The organism is Paraburkholderia sp. MPAMCS5 (genome assembly GCF_036016995.1).
GTDB lineage: Bacteria > Pseudomonadota > Gammaproteobacteria > Burkholderiales > Burkholderiaceae > Paraburkholderia.
Map to the genome: position 1 here is coordinate 86873 of NZ_JAYXBK010000005.1, position 16529 is coordinate 103401.

The 16529-nt window shown below is 59.6% G+C and carries 15 protein-coding genes and 1 pseudogene; 12 read left to right on the forward strand and 4 right to left on the reverse strand.

Translation table 11 applies throughout. The annotated features are described in order from the left end of the window. The first annotated feature begins 116 nt into the window (after positions 1-116). Positions 117-1490 carry an NAD-dependent succinate-semialdehyde dehydrogenase gene (locus VOM14_RS13215; RefSeq protein WP_327629171.1) on the forward strand — a complete coding sequence of 458 codons (1374 nt, stop codon included), beginning with the start codon at positions 117-119 and terminating at the stop codon, positions 1488-1490. 568 nt (positions 1491-2058) lie between these two features. Next, positions 2059-2730, forward strand: a pseudogene (locus VOM14_RS13220) (alpha/beta fold hydrolase); the annotation flags it as partial. Between the two features lie 309 nt (positions 2731-3039). Here VOM14_RS13220 and actP read toward each other — a convergent pair. From actP to VOM14_RS13240, 4 genes are all read right to left on the reverse strand, one after another. Beyond that, positions 3040-4725 (reverse strand): cation/acetate symporter ActP, encoded by a 1686-nt coding sequence (gene actP / locus VOM14_RS13225; protein WP_327629172.1) that lies wholly within the window; start codon positions 4723-4725, stop codon positions 3040-3042. A gap of 3 nt (positions 4726-4728) precedes the next feature. Beyond that, positions 4729-5046: a DUF485 domain-containing protein gene (locus VOM14_RS13230; RefSeq protein ID WP_327629173.1), complete on the reverse strand. Its 318-nt coding sequence runs from the start codon at positions 5044-5046 to the stop codon at positions 4729-4731. 90 nt (positions 5047-5136) lie between these two features. Next, positions 5137-6132: an NAD(P)H-dependent flavin oxidoreductase gene (locus tag VOM14_RS13235; RefSeq protein WP_327629174.1), complete on the reverse strand. Its 996-nt coding sequence runs from the start codon at positions 6130-6132 to the stop codon at positions 5137-5139. A gap of 31 nt (positions 6133-6163) precedes the next feature. After that, entirely contained in the window at positions 6164-7372 is a 1209-nt protein-coding gene (locus VOM14_RS13240; protein ID WP_327629175.1) for a CaiB/BaiF CoA transferase family protein, read from the reverse strand. Between VOM14_RS13240 and VOM14_RS13245 the strand changes: the two genes are divergently transcribed. The 10 genes from VOM14_RS13245 (at position 7371) to VOM14_RS13290 (ending at position 16379) form a co-directional block, all read left to right on the forward strand. After that, positions 7371-7496, forward strand: a complete 126-nt coding sequence (locus tag VOM14_RS13245) for a hypothetical protein (protein WP_327629176.1) — start codon at positions 7371-7373, stop codon at positions 7494-7496. The two genes, VOM14_RS13240 and VOM14_RS13245, sit on opposite strands and share 2 nt — an antisense overlap. 152 nt (positions 7497-7648) lie before the next feature. After that, the gene (locus tag VOM14_RS13250) at positions 7649-8602 is read left to right on the forward strand and encodes a GlxA family transcriptional regulator (RefSeq protein ID WP_327629177.1); all 954 of its coding nucleotides are present in this window, start codon (positions 7649-7651) and stop codon (positions 8600-8602) included. 623 nt (positions 8603-9225) lie between these two features. Further along, positions 9226-9720 carry a (2Fe-2S)-binding protein gene (locus tag VOM14_RS13255; RefSeq protein ID WP_327629178.1) on the forward strand — a complete coding sequence of 165 codons (495 nt, stop codon included), beginning with the start codon at positions 9226-9228 and terminating at the stop codon, positions 9718-9720. A gap of 1 nt (position 9721) precedes the next feature. Continuing rightward, positions 9722-11914: a xanthine dehydrogenase family protein molybdopterin-binding subunit gene (locus VOM14_RS13260; RefSeq protein ID WP_327629179.1), complete on the forward strand. Its 2193-nt coding sequence runs from the start codon at positions 9722-9724 to the stop codon at positions 11912-11914. Positions 11915-11917: 3 nt separating this feature from the next. Then, a complete protein-coding gene (locus tag VOM14_RS13265) occupies positions 11918-12940 on the forward strand; it encodes an XdhC family protein (RefSeq protein WP_327629180.1) in 1023 nt (340 codons plus the stop codon). 20 nt (positions 12941-12960) lie between these two features. Next, positions 12961-13983 (forward strand): NADP-dependent oxidoreductase, encoded by a 1023-nt coding sequence (locus tag VOM14_RS13270; protein WP_327629181.1) that lies wholly within the window; start codon positions 12961-12963, stop codon positions 13981-13983. Between the two features lie 38 nt (positions 13984-14021). Continuing rightward, complete coding sequence (locus VOM14_RS13275) at positions 14022-14630, forward strand: 2-hydroxychromene-2-carboxylate isomerase (RefSeq protein WP_327629182.1); 609 nt, start codon at positions 14022-14024, stop codon at positions 14628-14630. Continuing rightward, a complete protein-coding gene (locus tag VOM14_RS13280) occupies positions 14623-15324 on the forward strand; it encodes an SDR family NAD(P)-dependent oxidoreductase (protein WP_327629183.1) in 702 nt (233 codons plus the stop codon). The genes VOM14_RS13275 and VOM14_RS13280 overlap by 8 nt, the downstream gene beginning before the upstream one ends. 27 nt (positions 15325-15351) lie before the next feature. Next, positions 15352-16131 (forward strand): enoyl-CoA hydratase, encoded by a 780-nt coding sequence (locus tag VOM14_RS13285; RefSeq protein ID WP_327629184.1) that lies wholly within the window; start codon positions 15352-15354, stop codon positions 16129-16131. A gap of 65 nt (positions 16132-16196) precedes the next feature. Then, positions 16197-16379: a hypothetical protein gene (locus VOM14_RS13290; protein WP_327629185.1), complete on the forward strand. Its 183-nt coding sequence runs from the start codon at positions 16197-16199 to the stop codon at positions 16377-16379. Positions 16380-16529: the final 150 nt, after the last annotated feature.

Below are 16529 nucleotides of genomic sequence, written 5' to 3' on the forward strand. Positions count from 1 at the left end.
GAACTGGCATCGACCAGTTCGATCGCTCGACAACCACTCGACAGTGCCCGAAATCCCTTTACCACCTTCTGTTGGCGATCGGCCACGCTCGCGATCGCACTGGATCAGGAACGACTATGGCGTACAGAACCCTCAACCCTTACACAGAGAAAACGATCCAAGAGTTTGCCGACCACACGGATGGTGAGGTCGAAGCAGCTCTTGCGAAAGCGAACGCTCTCTATCACTTGAGTTGGTCCAAGGGCGACATCGCGCCGCGGCTCGCCGTGCTAGACAAGCTGGCGTCGCTCTTGACCAATAATAGCGACAAGCTTGCGCGAACAATGGCGCTCGAAATGGGCAAGCCTGTCTCTCAAGGCCAGAAGGAAGTCGCTCTTTGCGCATCGATTGCGCGCTTCTATGCGGCGAAGTCGGCCGAGCTTCTCGAGCCGCAACTCATTGCCAGCGATGTTGGGGAGGCGTGGGTCGAATATCATCCGATCGGCGTCCTGCTCGCAGTAGAGCCATGGAACTTCCCTATCTATCAACTCACACGGGTCGTTGCGCCGGCGATCGCTATCGGAAACCCGATTGTCTTTAAACACGCGAGTATCGTTCCGCAATGTGCGGCGCTGTTTGAGAACCTCGTCCGGCAGGCTGGCGCACCGAGCGGCGCAGTCACCAACCTCTACGTGTCTTCCACGAAGATCGCCGAACTGCTGGCGGACCCGCGCATCCAAGGCGTTGCCCTTACCGGCTCCGAAGGCGCCGGTAGCAAAGTGGGTGCGCGAGCATCGGAAATGCTCAAGAAATCCACGCTCGAACTCGGTGGTAGTGACGTGTTCGTCGTGCTGGATGACGCCGACATCGCGAAGGCCGTGCAGGCGGGCATTTCCGCCCGCCTCGCCAACGCCGGCCAGGTTTGTATCGGCGCGAAGCGCTTCGTCGTGCAGCGCGCAGTCGCGGAAAAATTTGTCGACGCGTTTGTCAGCGGCATGAAGAACGCGGCAATGGGCGACCCGATGGCGCCGGAGACTGTGTTGGGGCCGATGTCGTCGGAGGCGGCACTGATCGATCTCGATCGCCAGGTCGAAGCCGCGGTGAAGAGTGGCGCTCAAGTATTGGCCGGTGGCAAACGAGCAGAACGCACAGGCTTCTTTTACGAACCCACGGTGCTGGCAGGTATCACGAAGGAAAACCCGGCGTACTACCAGGAGTTCTTCGGCCCCGTTGCGCAGATCTTTGTCGTCGATGACGATGATGCGGTTGTGGATCTTGCGAACGATTCGCCGTTCGGCTTGGGGGGATCGATCTTCTCATCCGACATTAAGCGCGCTCGCTCTCTGGCATCGCGGATCGAAACCGGGATGGTGTTCATCAACACGCCGACGACTTCTCGCGCCGAGCTACCCTTCGGCGGGATCAAGCGATCGGGCTACGGCCGAGAACTCGGAGACGTCGGTCTCAAAGAGTTTGCTAACCGGAAGCTCGTGGTGGTGAGCAAGGGCTGAGCCTTCGGAGCACAGATCCGCTCGGCGCCTTTCCGCGTCCGAGCTCCTCAACGGGCAGCAGGGGCCGTGGAGGCCAGCGCCCCGTCATTCCCAGCGCTTGGAGGGGCGGCGTTCCTCGCGTATGTCTACGGCCGTAGCGTCAATATGCGCGTCTCTGCAGATCGATACGGCCGCGCTGGCAGGCCAGGGCTTCATGGTTCATCGGCCGCGGTTGGACCGCATCCATGAAGTGCTTCAGAAATCGATATTGCACGATGATCATAACGCGCGTTCGTGCCAATGGACCGTCGTATCGAATAACGGAGCGAGGAGGGAGACTCTTGCGTCAGTAGGCGCGTTAGTGGGATCTCCCGGACCCAGTCCGCAACGCGCGACCGCCTACCTCGGGTCCATTGCTGAATAGTTCTCCAAAGGGGAATGTCAGCCGTGGCAATCGGCCTACGCCGGGTCAGATCGGACTCTCGCCAGACTCAAAATCGATTCACCGAAAACGAACCGAATCTGCCATGAAACAGTATGACATCGACACCAACGGCATCTCCATGCACGTAACGGACCAGTCGTTCTTTTCTGTCACGGCTTTGCTGACACGTCCTATACCTGGCGCAGACAGATGCAAGCCGTATCGGGAGCCGGATATCGGGCGATTGCTCCTGATATGCGGGGATATGGGCGCAGTTCCGCGCCAGCAGACCCGGCCACGTACACGGCTCTGCACACAGCCGGCGATCTGATCGGACTGCTTGATGCGTTAAATGTCTCCACGGCCGTTCTGGTGGGGCATGACTGGGGAGCGTCACATGTGTGGCAGGCGGCACTGATGCGCCCCGATCGGTTTACCGCAGTCTTCAATCTCAGCGTACCCTACGTTCCGCGCGGGGATTCGAGTGTCTTCGATAGGATGCGCGAGGCCGGGCGCCAAGATGAATTCTACATGTTCGAGCATATGCGTTCCGATGCTGAGCGAATCTGGGCCGACGCCGCCGTTACCATCCCGGGAATTCTATACTGGGCATCGGGGGCCGCTCCGGCGGAGAAGCGCTGGAATCCGATGGATCCCACACGGAGCCTTCATCGAGCAGCGCCGGAGCAGTTGCCGGTATGGGCAGCGCGAGACTACGTCGCTCACAACGTTGCGGAATTTCAGCGGACCGGCTTTCGCGGCGGGTTGAATTATTATCGAGCGGCTGAACCGTATTTCCATTTATCCGCACCGTGGAAAGGCGCAAGGGTAACCTAGCCTTCCTTTTTTATCTGGGGCAAGGTTGACGGTATCAAAGAACTTTATCCGCTCACGTTCGACCAGATTCACGCGAACATTCCCGGGCTTATTGGCGGGCTCGAACTAGACGATGTGGGGCACTGGGTACATCACGAATCACCCGACGTGGTCAATGACAAACTCGTGGCGTTCCTGCGCACTGTAGGCCCCACGTGACTGCGTCGAGTTATCGTCGGAAGTGGTGTGCGCGGTGTACGGAGGAGGCAGGAGAAGGCGGCGCCGGGAAGCAACGGTGGCCTCACCGTTGCTTCCCGGCGACCTAGCGGTTCAATGGTCCGCTGCCTTGATCGGCAAGAGGCCAGTTTGCGCGTAGAACTCCTGCATCCCGAATGCGTCCCGCTCTCGCCGTGCGCGGGCACTGCGGTCCAGCATTGAAACAACGTAGATGCCGATGAATGCAAGCGGCACGGAAACCAGTGAAGGGCTATCGAGGAACACCGGCGCATGAGCGTGGCCCAGTACCTCGACCCATACCGCCTTGGAAAACAGCGTGAGCAGTAACGACGAAGACAGACCGAGGACTCCACCCGCCACTGCGCCGCGCGTCGTCATTCCGCGCCAAAAAATCGACGATACCAGTACCGGGAAATTCGCACTCGCCGCAATGGCGGCCACCAATCCTGCGAGAAACGCAACGTTACTGTGCTCGAACAGAATGCCGAGCCCGATAGCGACCAGGCTTAGAACCACGGTAGAGCCTCGCGAGATGCGCATCTCCCGGCGTTCGTCCGCCTTCCCGCGAGCAAGCCAGCAAGCGTACAAGTCATGCGATACGGTTGTCGCACCGGACAGAATGAGACCCGCGACAACCGCCAGGATTGTCGAGAAAGTGACGGCGGCGATAAAACCGTAGAACAAATTGCCGCCGGTCGCTTGTGCGAGCTTCACCGCGACCATGTTGGAGCCGCCGATCAAGTCGTGCGTGAGATTGAAGTGTCCCCCGGCCGAGATCTTGAAGAACTCCGGATGTTGCACGAGCAGTGCAATCGCGGAAAAGCCGATGATGAACGTCAGAAGGTAGAAATACCCGACGAGCCCGGTCGCGACGAGCACCGACTTCCGCGCCTCCTTTGCATTGGGCACGGTGAAAAAGCGCATCAAAACATGCGGCAAGCCAGCCGCACCGAACATCAGTGTGATGCCGAGCGAAAGGGCATTGATTGGATCTTTGACCAGCTTCCCGGGACCCATGATGCTCAGTGTTCCAGGATGAACCGCAACAGCACGCCGGAACATTTCCTCGGGGCTGAAATTGAATTGCCGAAGCGCGATAATGGCAATGAACGTCGCACCGAAAAGTAGCAGAACCGCCTTGATGATCTGCACCCAGGTCGTTGCCTTCATGCCACCGAAGAATACGTAGATGACCATCAACACCCCGATGATGACCTCCGCCACCCAGTACTGCAGCCCAAAGAGCAACTGGATCAGCTTCCCCGCGCCAACCATCTGGATGACGAGATAGAAGATCACGACGACAAGTGACGTGAACGAGGTGACCAGCCTGATGGGCGCTTGCTCGAAGCGATATGCCACCACATCGACGAATGTGTACTTGCCGAGGTTGCGCAACGGCTCGGCGAGCAGAAACATCACGAACGGCCACGCGATTAGAAAGCCGATCGAATAGAGCAAGCCGTCGAAACCGAAGACGAACACCATGCCGGAAAGTCCGAGGAACGAAGCCGCGGACATATAGTCGCCCGCGATGGCGAAACCGTTCTGCAAGCCGGTAATGCCGCCTCCCGCGCTATAAAAGTCCTTGGCAGTACGGGTCTTGCTTGCCGCCCAACGCGTGATGCCGAGTGTAACGAGTACAAAGAGTGCGAACATGCCGATCGCAGCCGGGTTGATCGCGGTATGCGTGGGAGCCGCCCCCTCGGCTGCAGTGGCATGCGCGAGCGTGGATGCGGTAAAGAGACCCGTACAGAGGAGGGTGGAAACGCGCTTCATCGATCAGTCTCCCTGCTGGGCTTTTGCAAGCAGTGTGCTCACTAGCGGATCAAACGTTACGTTCGAGCGCCGTACATACCAGGCCGTCAGGCCGAACCCGATCAACATGATGCTGACACCCGCGACGATGCCGATACTAGTCGTGGCGCCCTCATAAAGCGGCCGTGCGAGCGCCCCCGGCGCGAAGGCGACGAAGAGAATGAAACCGTAGAAGGTAAGGACCATGAGCGCCGTGAGGGTGAAACTGAAACGGCGGCGGGACGAGACGAGCGTTTTATACTCGTCACTCCGCTTGATTGATTCGATAAGCGTTTGTTGCACGGACTTGTCTCCTTAATGATGCTTGTCGGATTCGCTGCGATGGCGAAGGGGTTGGGTCTAGTTGGCCCGGAAAATCGATGAGTGTCAGGATCACTCGGCCGTGATGGCCCGTAGACGCGTAAGCGCGCGCAGCATGTCGTCTTCGAAGCGTGCGACGATACTGGCAAGCGGCTCGATTTCGTCGACGAACGCGAGCGCATGCCCGGCTGAGAGCAATCCTTTCGTCCAATCGCCGCTGAGATAAGCCTCGCGGCCGATTTTGCCCGCTACCATCGGCATCAACTCTTGGATCGTCACGCCTGGATTCGCCATCTCCATCGCCTTCACGGCGGCAGTCGTTTCGTTGCGCAGTGCGCGGATAGTATTGCGCACGGAACTCATACAAAGCTCAGTATCGGTCGGCTGCGCTTCGATCAGACGACGCTTATAGTCGTCGTGAGCCCAGATCTCCTCGGCGACGGTGAAGCGCGTCCCGACCACCACGCCCGACGCGCCCATTGCTAGCGCTGCGGCGATTTGTGAGCCGCGACCTATACCGCCACCAATCAGGTATGGAATGTCCAGGTGGGCCTCGGCCCATGCCGCGTTGACAAACGAACCGACCATATCGAGTCCTGGATGTCCGCCGCACTCGGCTCCTACGATCGCGACCGCGTCCACACCGATCTCCGCGGCCTTAACCGCATAACGTACGGCCGGCACTTTGTGCAATACCTTCACGCCGGCTTGCTTCAAAAGCGGCAAAAACTCCTCGGGATTGCGGCCGGATGTTTCAACGAACTCCACGCCCTCATCCACTACGATTTGAAAAACGTCACGCGTTTTATCGCCCGGCAAGAGTTTGGGCAGCATCGACACGTTGACGCCGAACGGGCCGCCGTCGCATAGCTCGCGGCATCGCCTGATTTCCGCTCGCAACGCTTCCGGCTCGGGAAAGCTCGCCGCGGTGATGAATCCGATGATGCCGGCTCGTGACGCGGCCGCGACATAGTCGGCATCCGCAAGCCACATCAGGCCGCCGGCGACGATCGGCAAGCGCGTGCGAAAGAGATCGGTCACGCGGTTGGAAAATGATTGAAAAGCCATGATGAGCGGGGAAGTGCGGTTCAATGCGGCATCAAACGACACCGGCAGCCTTCAACTGCGACAGTCGCGCGTCGGATAACCCGAGCAGCCCCTGCAGCACATGCTGAGTGCCTTCGCCGAGTTGCGGCGGTATGTGCCGAACCGGCAGGCGCGCGCCATCGAAGCGAAATGGCGGCGCCAGCACATGCATGTCGCCTGCTTCGGGGTGCGTTTGCGTAGTGACGATCCCAGCATCGATGGCCCGCGTAGAACTCAACGCTTCATGAAGGCCCAACACTTCCCCGCACGGAATGCCGGCCTGCGTCATGCGTTGCAGAAGGTCGCGCCGCTTGCGCCGGGCAAGTTCGCCAGTGAGCTCCGGCAGTAGCGCGGCGCGATGAGTCGCACGGTTGATGTTCGTCTTGAAACGCTCGTCATCCGCCAGATCCGGGCGCTCGATCACCTCGCGGCACAAGCGCGCAAACTGTGCGTTATTACCGACTGCCACGACAAGCGGTCCATCCTCCGCATTAAACACGCCGTACGGAACGACGGACGGATGCGCATTGCCGCATCGCGGCGGGTCTTCACCCATGATCAGCGCTTCGAGCCCGTAATAGGAGGTAATCGTCAAGCCGCAATCGTAGAGCGCCATCTCGATGTGGCGTCCGTTGCCGGTGCTCGTACGTTCGAACAGCGCCGCAAGAATCGCTTGGGCTGAGTACATCCCCGTCATGATGTCGACGGCGGCCACGCCGAACTTCAACGGCGGTTGCGTGGACTCCCCGTTCATTGCCATTAGCCCCGCCTCGCCCTGTACCACTATGTCGTATCCGGGACGCGCCGCTTCCGGCCCCGCGCGATCGTAGCCGGATATCGAGCAGTAGATCAGATCTTCGTGCTCCTGTGTCAGCTGCTCATAGCCAAGGCCGAGTTTCTCTGCACCGCCGAACTTGAAGTTCTGTATGACGACGTCGCTCGTGCGGGCCAGCTCGCGGGCGAGCTGCTGACCTTCAGGAGTTTGCAGATCGATCGTCACCGAACGCTTGTTGCGATTGACGCTATTGAAGTAGGCCGTCTCCGTTGAGCCGACGGGTAGGCCCCAATCGCGGGTGTCGTCACCGCGCTGCGGATGCTCGACCTTGATGATCTCGGCGCCAAGATCGCCAAGCACCATGCTGCACCATGGGCCGGCCATGACACGGGAAAGATCGAGCACACGAACGCCCGCGAGCGGGAGCGATGTTTTCGGATTCGACATGAAAAAGTTCTGGTTATCTAGTGGTTATGTTGAAGGAGCGTTCTGTCATGCCAGCCTGACGGAGCTGGCCGCATCCGTGAAGTTCCCTATGGGGAACGTTGGCATGAGTGTTGGATCATTTTGATAATATGACTGGTCGTCTTGTATACTTCAATGGGACTTACCCTGACGCGGCGGCTGCGTCCTCGGCTCACGGCGATCGGTGGAAGCCGAGGGTTCCACCGCACGAGCCGTGCATGGTTAAGACTCGACAAGTGGCTGTTTGGAGGGCGAGCGATGCGCCGCATCGGGTTTCTGTTGAGCAATGACTTCCAGCTCATGACGCTTGCTTCGCAGTGCGTCTTCGAGTATGCGAATGTGGTCGTAAGCGATTGCTTCTATGATGTCGACAATTTTTCGATCGAAGGCGGCACGGTACGCACGTCGCTCGGTATGACCGTTGGCACGAGCTCGGTGCAAGGGTGCGGTGAAGTTCACACTTGGATCGTGGTGGGCGTCAACGATCCGCTCGCGTCACGAGTGTCATTCCGTGAGCCCGAATTTCTGCGCGAGGAGGTCGGGCACGCACAACGCATCGCGGGAGTATGCACTGGTGCGTTCTTACTCGCAGAAGCCGGATTGCTTGCGCGGCGTCGAGCTACAACGCACTGGGCGTTCGCGCGCGAGATGCAGAGGCGTTTTCCGGACATTCTGGTGGAAGAGGACCGTATCTATGTGGTAGACGGTGCTATCTGGACATCGGCCGGTATGACTGCTGGCTTGGACATGGCGCTGGCAATGGTCCAGATGGACTTGGGCGCCGCGGTGGCCCGGTCTGTCGCGCGTAAGCTCGTCATGCACCAGCGACGCTCCGGAGGGCAATCGCAGCACTCCGAAATGCTTGACCTCGCGGATAAATCAGACCGCATCCAAAAGGCCCTGAACTATGCACGCAAAAATTTGAGCCGGCCGCTGACCATCGAGGAGCTGGCGGAAACGGTCCACTTAAGCCCACGCCAATTTAGCCGGGTATTCACGCAGGAAACGGGCAGGTCGCCAGCGAAAGCCATCGAAGGGCTTCGACTCGAGGCGGCACGCTCGATGATCGAGCAAACGCGGCATCCTCTGGACGTCATCGCTAGAGAGACCGGCTTCACCGACCGTCGCCACATGCGCGGAGCTTTCATACGGGGCTTTGGCGTGACGCCGCAGGCGGTACGGCGCGAAATGCGCGACGAAGAGCTCGTCTAGGAGCAAGGACGGTAAAGGCATGCGGCGGTGCGGTCGAGCCCTCGAAGTCGACTTGGCTGGGGGGCCAGGCGGTGCAAATGTCCGGAATTCGTCCGGTTTACGTCATTTTCGCCATCCCCGTCCAGCGCAGAATGTATCATCAAAAACCGCCGACAAGCTTGACGCTACCGGAGTTACGACGTGTCGAAAGACGGTCAACGAAGAGCGAGACAGTGGATTCAGGCGGCCACAAACGAAGAGTTCATATCGTCGGAGGAGCTAGGGTGATGGACTTCTACTACGGGTACGTTGCAGGTGGGATGGGTGCTGCGTTAATTGCGGCTTTCGCGTGCGTTCTCCTGATGTCGAGCGGTGTGCTGTCCTGACGAAAGCGCCGATGGTTTGCTCTCACCTCGAAGGGATGTCGTCAAGTCCAGCTGCGGAGAGCGGCCCCTCTCTGCCTCAGCAATCTCCCGATTGCATAGCGGTCAAGGCATGATTAATATACGACTGGTCGTCTTATAAAGTGATTGCAGCTTAAGTGAAAGCTCGTCTTGGTTGATTGGTCGCGGACTGCGAGCGTGCCTGCGCACATCACCGCGTGTTGGCCTACATTTTCTGGTTGCTTGGGCGGAATGGTAACGATGAAAACCTTAAACGTGAACGGACAGACGCACACCGCGGATGTACCCGACGATATGCCGTTGCTGTGGGTGTTGCGTGATGTCCTGGGGATGACGGGCACCAAGTTCGGCTGTGGGGCCGCCCTTTGCGGCGCATGCACGATCCACATCGACGGTACGCCCGAACGCTCGTGCGTCACGCCGGTGAGCGCAGCGGCGGGCAAGAGGATTACGACGATCGAAGCGGTCGGTCAGACGGAAACGGGCCGCAAGGTCCAAATGGCCTGGACAACGCTCGATGTCCCGCAATGTGGTTATTGCCAATCAGGGCAAATCATGTCCGCGAGCGCGTTACTGGCGAGCAATCCTCACCCGACCGATGCGGATATCGATGCGGCTATGTCCGGCAATATCTGTCGATGTGGAACCTATCCTCGAATCCGCGCAGCGATTAAGCAGGCGGCGGGCGAGAAGGTGGCCGAACACTCGGCGCACGCCAACGGCGCGGAGGTTTGAGATGACGTTTGCGAAGGCATCGAAAGCACGCACTGCTGACGGAATCGTTACCTCACGCCGGGAGTTTCTCAAGTTCAGTGCGGCAGCAGCCGTCGGCGGCGGCTTGCTCTTGAGCTTCGGCTTGCCGGTTGGGGCAGCCATTAGGGATGACAACGTCAGTGGTGCGTCTTTTGCGCCCAATGCGTTCTTGCGTATCGACCGAAGCGGCAACGTCGCGCTTGTGATGCCGTACATCGAAATGGGGCAGGGGACGTACACTTCGATTCCGATGCTCATCGCCGAGGAGCTTGAGGTGGACCTCGGCCAAGTCGTGATCGAGCATGCTCCGGCGGACAACAAGCTCTACGCGAACCCGATATTCGGCGTTCAAATGACGGGCGGGTCGACATCGATTCGCGGAAGCTTTAACCAAATGCGGCAAGCCGGGGCCGCTGCGCGCTCGATGCTTGTGAGCGCGGCGGCGCAACGCTGGAAGGTTGCACCCGAGACGTGCCGCGCCGAGCGTGGTGTCGTTACGCATGCAACGAGTGGACGAACATTACGCTATGGCGAGCTAGCCGACGCAGCGGCTAAACTCCCGGTCCCGAACAAGGTCGAGCTCAAGAAGCCGGCCGATTTCAAACTCATCGGGAAGCCTCACCGACGCCTAGACATCGCCGGCAAGGTCAATGGCAGCGCTAAGTTCGGCATCGATACTCGGCAGCCGGGGCAACGCTTCGCTGTCGTGGCGATTTCGCCGACGTTCGGCGGGAAGCTCGTTTCGTTTGACGAGGAAAGAGCTAAGCGCGTGCCGGGCGTCAGTCAAGTGGTGCGTATGGACGACGCAGTGGCGATCGTTGCCCAGCATACCTGGGCGGCGAAGCAAGGGCTGGCCGCGGCTGATCCGCAGTGGGATGCGGGGCCGAACGCGAAGCTGTCCACCGCCGAGGTAGTCATGCAGTTGGCGGCTGCATCTGCGAGCCCGGGTGCCGTTGCGCGCCAAGAGGGCGATGCGCAGAAAGCTATCACCAACGCATCGATGAGGCTCGGGGCTGTCTATGAACAGCCGTTCCTGGCCCACGCGGCTATGGAGCCGATGAACTGCACCGTCGAAGTGACCGCGGACTCTTGTGACATCTGGGTCGGTACGCAGGTCATGGGTATCGCGCAGCCTGTCGTCGCCCAAGTGCTCGGCTTCAAGCCCGAGCAGGTGCGCATCCACAATCACCTACTCGGCGGCGGCTTTGGACGACGGCTGGAGGTCGACGGCATCGTGCGTGCGGTGCAAATCGGCAAACAGGTCAAAGGGCCTGTACAGGTGATTTGGACCCGCGAGGAAGATGTCCAGCACGATATGTATCGGCCTTACTACTACGACCGAATCAGCGCGGGTCTCGATGCAACGGGCCGGCCGATCGGCTGGTCGCATCGCATTGCAGGCTCATCGATCGTGGCGCGCTTCCTGCCCGCTGCGATCAAGAATGGTGTCGACATCGATGCAGTGGATTGCGCTGCTGACCCAGCGTATTCGTTTCCCAACATGCTGGTGGAGTGGGTGCGACAGGAACCGCCAGGAATTCCCACCGCATTCTGGCGTGGGGTAGGCGCGACCCGCAGCACTTTCGTGGTCGAAAGCTTTATCGACGAATTGGCGGAAACCGCCAAGAAGGATCCGCTCGAGTATCGACTATCCCTTCTTGATAAAAGCCCACGCGCACGAGCGGTTTTGCAGAGGGCGGCCGATGAGGCCGGCTGGGGCAAGCCGCTTGCATCGGGGCGCGCGCGCGGCATCGCGCTTTGTACTGGCTTCGGTAGTTTTGTCGCCCAGGTCGCCGAGGTCGAAGTGAGCAAGGACGGGACAGTCAAACCTATTCGAATCGACTGCGCCATCGATTGCGGTCAGGCCGTCAACCCCGACGGCATACGCGCTCAAATGGAGAGCGGAATTATTTTCGGGCTCTCGGGCGTGCTCTTCGGCGAAATTACGTTGAAGGACGGCCGGGTGGAGCAGAGCAATTTCGGCGATTACCGTGTTCTGCGCATCAACGAGACGCCGCTCATCCGCGTGCATTTGATTTCCAGCACCGAGGCGCCGGGCGGGGTGGGCGAGCCGGGAACCTCGTGCGTGATGCCGGCATTGACCAACGCGGTCTTCGCTGCAACGGGCAAGCGTATCCGCAAGCTGCCGGTGGGCGGGCAACTTAGAACAGCGTGACGTATGGACACGCTCGATCAGGAGGTGCTGCACAAGGCCTGCGAGTGGATGGCGCAGGGGCATGAAGTCATGCTTGCCACCGTCGTGCGGACTTGGGGTTCGTCGCCACGACCGCCGGGCGCATTGTTGGCGTTGCGTGGGGACGGCCGGGCCGTCGGTTCCGTCTCGGGCGGTTGCATCGAAGATGACCTGATCGACCGGCTGCGTCGCGAGGGAATGCCGCGCGGCGCTCGCAGCTTGATTTACGGCGTGAGTGCCGAGGACGCGCGCCGCTTTGGCCTGCCATGCGGCGGAACGCTCGAGCTTGTCATCGAGCCGTTGAGCCCCGCTTCTCAAGTTGATGTGCTCCTCGAGCGCATCGCACGAGGCGAACTGGTCGCGCGCGAACTCCAGCTCTCAACTGGCGCCGTGCGTCTATCCGCTGCGCGTCCCGCGGACGATATTTCTTTCGACGGAAATACGTTGGCAAGCATCTTTGGGCCGCGCTTCCGCTTACTTTTAATCGGTGCTGGACAGCTATCCGCAAGTCTTGCCCGAATTGCCGTCGCACTCGATTTCGCAGTGACCGTGTGCGACCCGCGAGAGGAACATAGCGAAGAGTGGGCTGTTCCAGGAACCGTTCTCACCCGCGACATGCCCGACGATGTCGTCATGGGCATGCACCCCGACGCACGCATGGCCGTGATCGCGCTCACGCATGATCCCAAGCTCGATGATCTCGCGCTGATGGAAGCGTTGAAGACACCCGCCTTCTACGTTGCGGCGCTGGGTTCGCGGCGAAACAACGACGTACGACGTATGCGGTTGCGCGAATTCGATTTGACCGATACCGAGATCTCGAAGCTGCGGGGCCCGGCTGGCATCTACATTGGCAGCCGTACGCCGATGGAGATCGCCGTATCGATCGCAGCCGAACTGATAGCGATGAAGAATGCGGTACCGGCGAGCGCTTGGCTCGATGTGCGCGCGGCGAAGCATGCTCTCGAGGTCGAGCCTGACGCGCTCAGCTATTGCACCGGTCCTTAATACCCCGACGGAGACAAACGATGCACACGACCGGACGTCAGATCGTCCTGGCCGCCAGGCCAACAGGCACACCCAAGTCCACCGACTTCCGCTTAGAGGAAGTCGCGGTACCTGAGCCTGGCGATGGTGAAGTTCTGCTGGCAACCCGATACTTATCGCTGGATCCTTACATGCGTGGACGCATGGACGATCGGAAGTCCTACGCGGCTCCGACACCGGTGGGCGGTGTGATGGAAGGGGAGGTCGTTGCGGAGGTCGTTCGCTCCCGTCATCCCGACTATGGGATCGGGGAACGGGTGTTGGCGCGGCTGGGATGGCGCACACATGCAGTTTGCGACGGCACGGAACTGACCAAGCTCGATAGCCGGTTCAGCCCGGTTACGACGGCGCTCGGGGTGCTCGGCATGCCGGGCATGACTGCATACACAGGCTTATTGACGATCGGCAAGCCGCAACCGAACCAGACCGTCGTGGTTGCCGCTGCGAGCGGCCCAGTCGGCTCAATGGTGGGTCAAATTGCGAAGATCAAGGGGGCGAGGGCGGTCGGTATTGCCGGCGGCGCACAAAAGTGTGCTTTTGTTAAGGGCGAGTTGGGATTCGATGCTGTCGTCGATCATCGATCCCCTGATTTCGCCGATGAGCTCGCCGCTGCTTGTCCGAACGGCATCGACGTCTACTTCGAGCTCGTCGGCGGCGGGGTCTGGCAAGCGGTGATGCCGCTCCTGAACCAGTTCGCTAGGGTGCCGGTATGTGGTCTCATCGCTCAGTACAACAACTCCGGGCAGCCGGAGGGCCCAGATCGGCTCCCCGCAACCATGCGAGAGGTCCTGTCGCGCAGCTTAACTATGCGCGGGTTCATCGTTAGAGAGTTCTGGGACCAGCGACCGGCATTTGTCGATGAGGTCAGTGCTTGGATCTCCGATGGCCGCGTTCGCTTTCGAGAGGACATAGTTAAAGGTTTTGCCAACGCGCCGGAAGCATTTATTGGCATGCTGGACGGTAGGAATTTCGGAAAGCTGATCGTCGAAATCGATGAGGACTGACCCCAACCGTCGCAAATAGCAATCGGAGAGCAACATCCATGCACGTTCAGTTTGTACTCGACTACCGTAGCATCTATTCATACTTGGCCAATTCGCAAGTCAAAACGCTCGGCGCGACCATCGACTACGAGCTGGTTGACATCGTCGCGGTGATGAAAGAAGTCAATAACCAGCCGTCGCCGCTGTGTCCGCCGAAACTTAGGTACTCACGAATCGACGCGGGCCGTTGGGCGCAGAGATACGATCTTCCTCTGGCTCCGAACAAGGCGCTGCTGAACGCCATGAAGGAGGGACATCTCCCGAACGCGCTGCTATCGCGGGCCGGTCTTGCTGCTCAGCAAATGGGAGTCTTCGATAGGGTCAACGAGGCGTTGTTCAACGTCGTCTGGACGGGAGCGGAAGACCTGTCCACGAGTGAGGCTCGTTTGAAGTTTGCGGCGAACCATCACCTACCCGCGGCTCTGTGGGAGGTTGCGGACTCGCCTGAAGTCGTCGCTCAATTGAACGCAAATAACGAGCGTGCGATTGAAAATGGTGTGTTCGGCGTACCGACATTCTTTGTCGATCAGGACATGTTCTTCGGAAACGATCGACTTTCTTTCGTCAAAGACAAGTTGAATGAATTGGCGAGGATACCAGGTGAATAACAAGCGCTTGTTGATAACCGGTGTAGGCCCCGGCACGGGGGCAGCGATTGTTCGGCGGTTCGCCGACGGCGGCTACGACGTGGCCATGGTTGCTCGGAACGAACAACGCCTGAAGAAAATCGAGGCCGAGATGTCCGGCGCGAAGGCGTATCCGGCTGACGTAACGGACACCGCTAGCTTCGACGAAGCGCTGGATCGCATCTTCGATGATTTCGGTACGCCCGATGTTGTGATCCATAACGCAGTCGGGGGAGCGTTCGGGAATTTCCTGCAGATCGATCCGGCTATTTTGGAACGCAATTTCCATGTCAACGTCATGGCGTTTCTGAACCTGGCGCGACGCGTCGCGCCGGCCATGGTGGAGGCTGGCGCGGGCGCAATCATAGCCACGGGCAACACTTCGTCGCTCAGAGGAAAGAGCAATTTTGCAGGCTTCGCTCCGACCAAAGCCGCGCAGCGAATACTCGCGGAGGCGATCGCGCGCGAACTAGGGCCCAAGGGGATTCACGTCTCCTATCTCGTGATCGACGCGGTGATCGATGTCGAATGGACACGGGCCGCGCGTCCGGACGCACCTGACGACTTCTTCATCCAGCCTGCCGATATCGCGGGCGAGTTGTGGCACGTCGCCCACCAGCCAAAAAGTGCGTGGTCGTTCAATGTCGAGCTTCGTCCGTTTAAGGAAACGTGGTAGGAAGCGAGGTGATAGGAGAAAGCAGCAATGACGTCTGAAATCAAAATCGAACATCGCGCGGGCGTATTGATCCTCACGATTGCTAGACCGGACAAGAAAAATGCATTGACTAATGCGATGTACGGCGCATTGGCGGATGCCATCGACAGCGCGTCGTCCGATTCGGAGACCCGTGTGATCGTTATCCAAAGCGAGGGCGATTTGTTCTCGGCGGGGAACGACATCGGAGAATTTGCGGCTCGAGCTTCAGGCCATGAACTGAAAGAGCGCCATGTCGATCGGTTTCTGCGCGCTCTGGCGAGCACCTCCATTCCGCTCGTAGCAGCCGTACAAGGCAAGGCGATTGGAGTAGGGGCGACCATGCTCTTACATTGCGATCACGTGATTTTGGCCGAGAACGCGCAGTTGATTACGCCCTTCATCGATCTCGCGTTGGTCCCGGAGGCCGCCTCGTCCATACTCCTACCATTGCGCATCGGCTATGCACGCGCCTTCGAAATGTTTGCATTTGGCGCACCGCTGCCAGCCGCGACCGCGTTGGCATGGGGTCTTGCGAACAAGGTTGTACCAAATGCGGACGTGCAAAGCGAGGCGAGACGGGCGGCGGAACGGATCGCGTCGAAACCTTCTGGCGCGATGATCGCTATGAAGCGGCTCATGCGCGATAGCGAGCAGCTCGTGTCGCAGATCGACGTCGAACTTGACGTGTTCGCAAAGCGGCTTCAAAGCGATGAAGCCAGAGAAGCGTTCGCTGCCTTTAGCGAAAAAAGAAAGCCAGATTTCAGCAGGATTCGTGAGCGCAAGTAAGAAACGCCGGAACCAGTATTTCACGAAACGGAATGGAGCACCATTTCACGTCTAGACGGGGCGCCATGACCTATCTCGTTGCTCAGGTGGAGCGTCTCGTGCGGGAGTACGAGGAGGTGAAGGCGGACTCCGCGCGCACGGAAATTCGCCAGCGTATCGGTGCGCTCAAGCAATCGATATTGGATGTTAGGGCAGGCCGGGTTGATGCGTTCAAATCCACGGCCATGGAGATCACTGTAAAACATTGACCGCATCACGCTGGGAAATAGAGGCACCGGCTCAGCGAAACGCGGAACTCATGTGCTCGATGGCCGGGCAGCGCGTGACGCGATCGCATCAGCCGACCGTGCCGCGCGGGGCGACCGGCCGATTTGACGATGATGGTCGAGATGGACGCA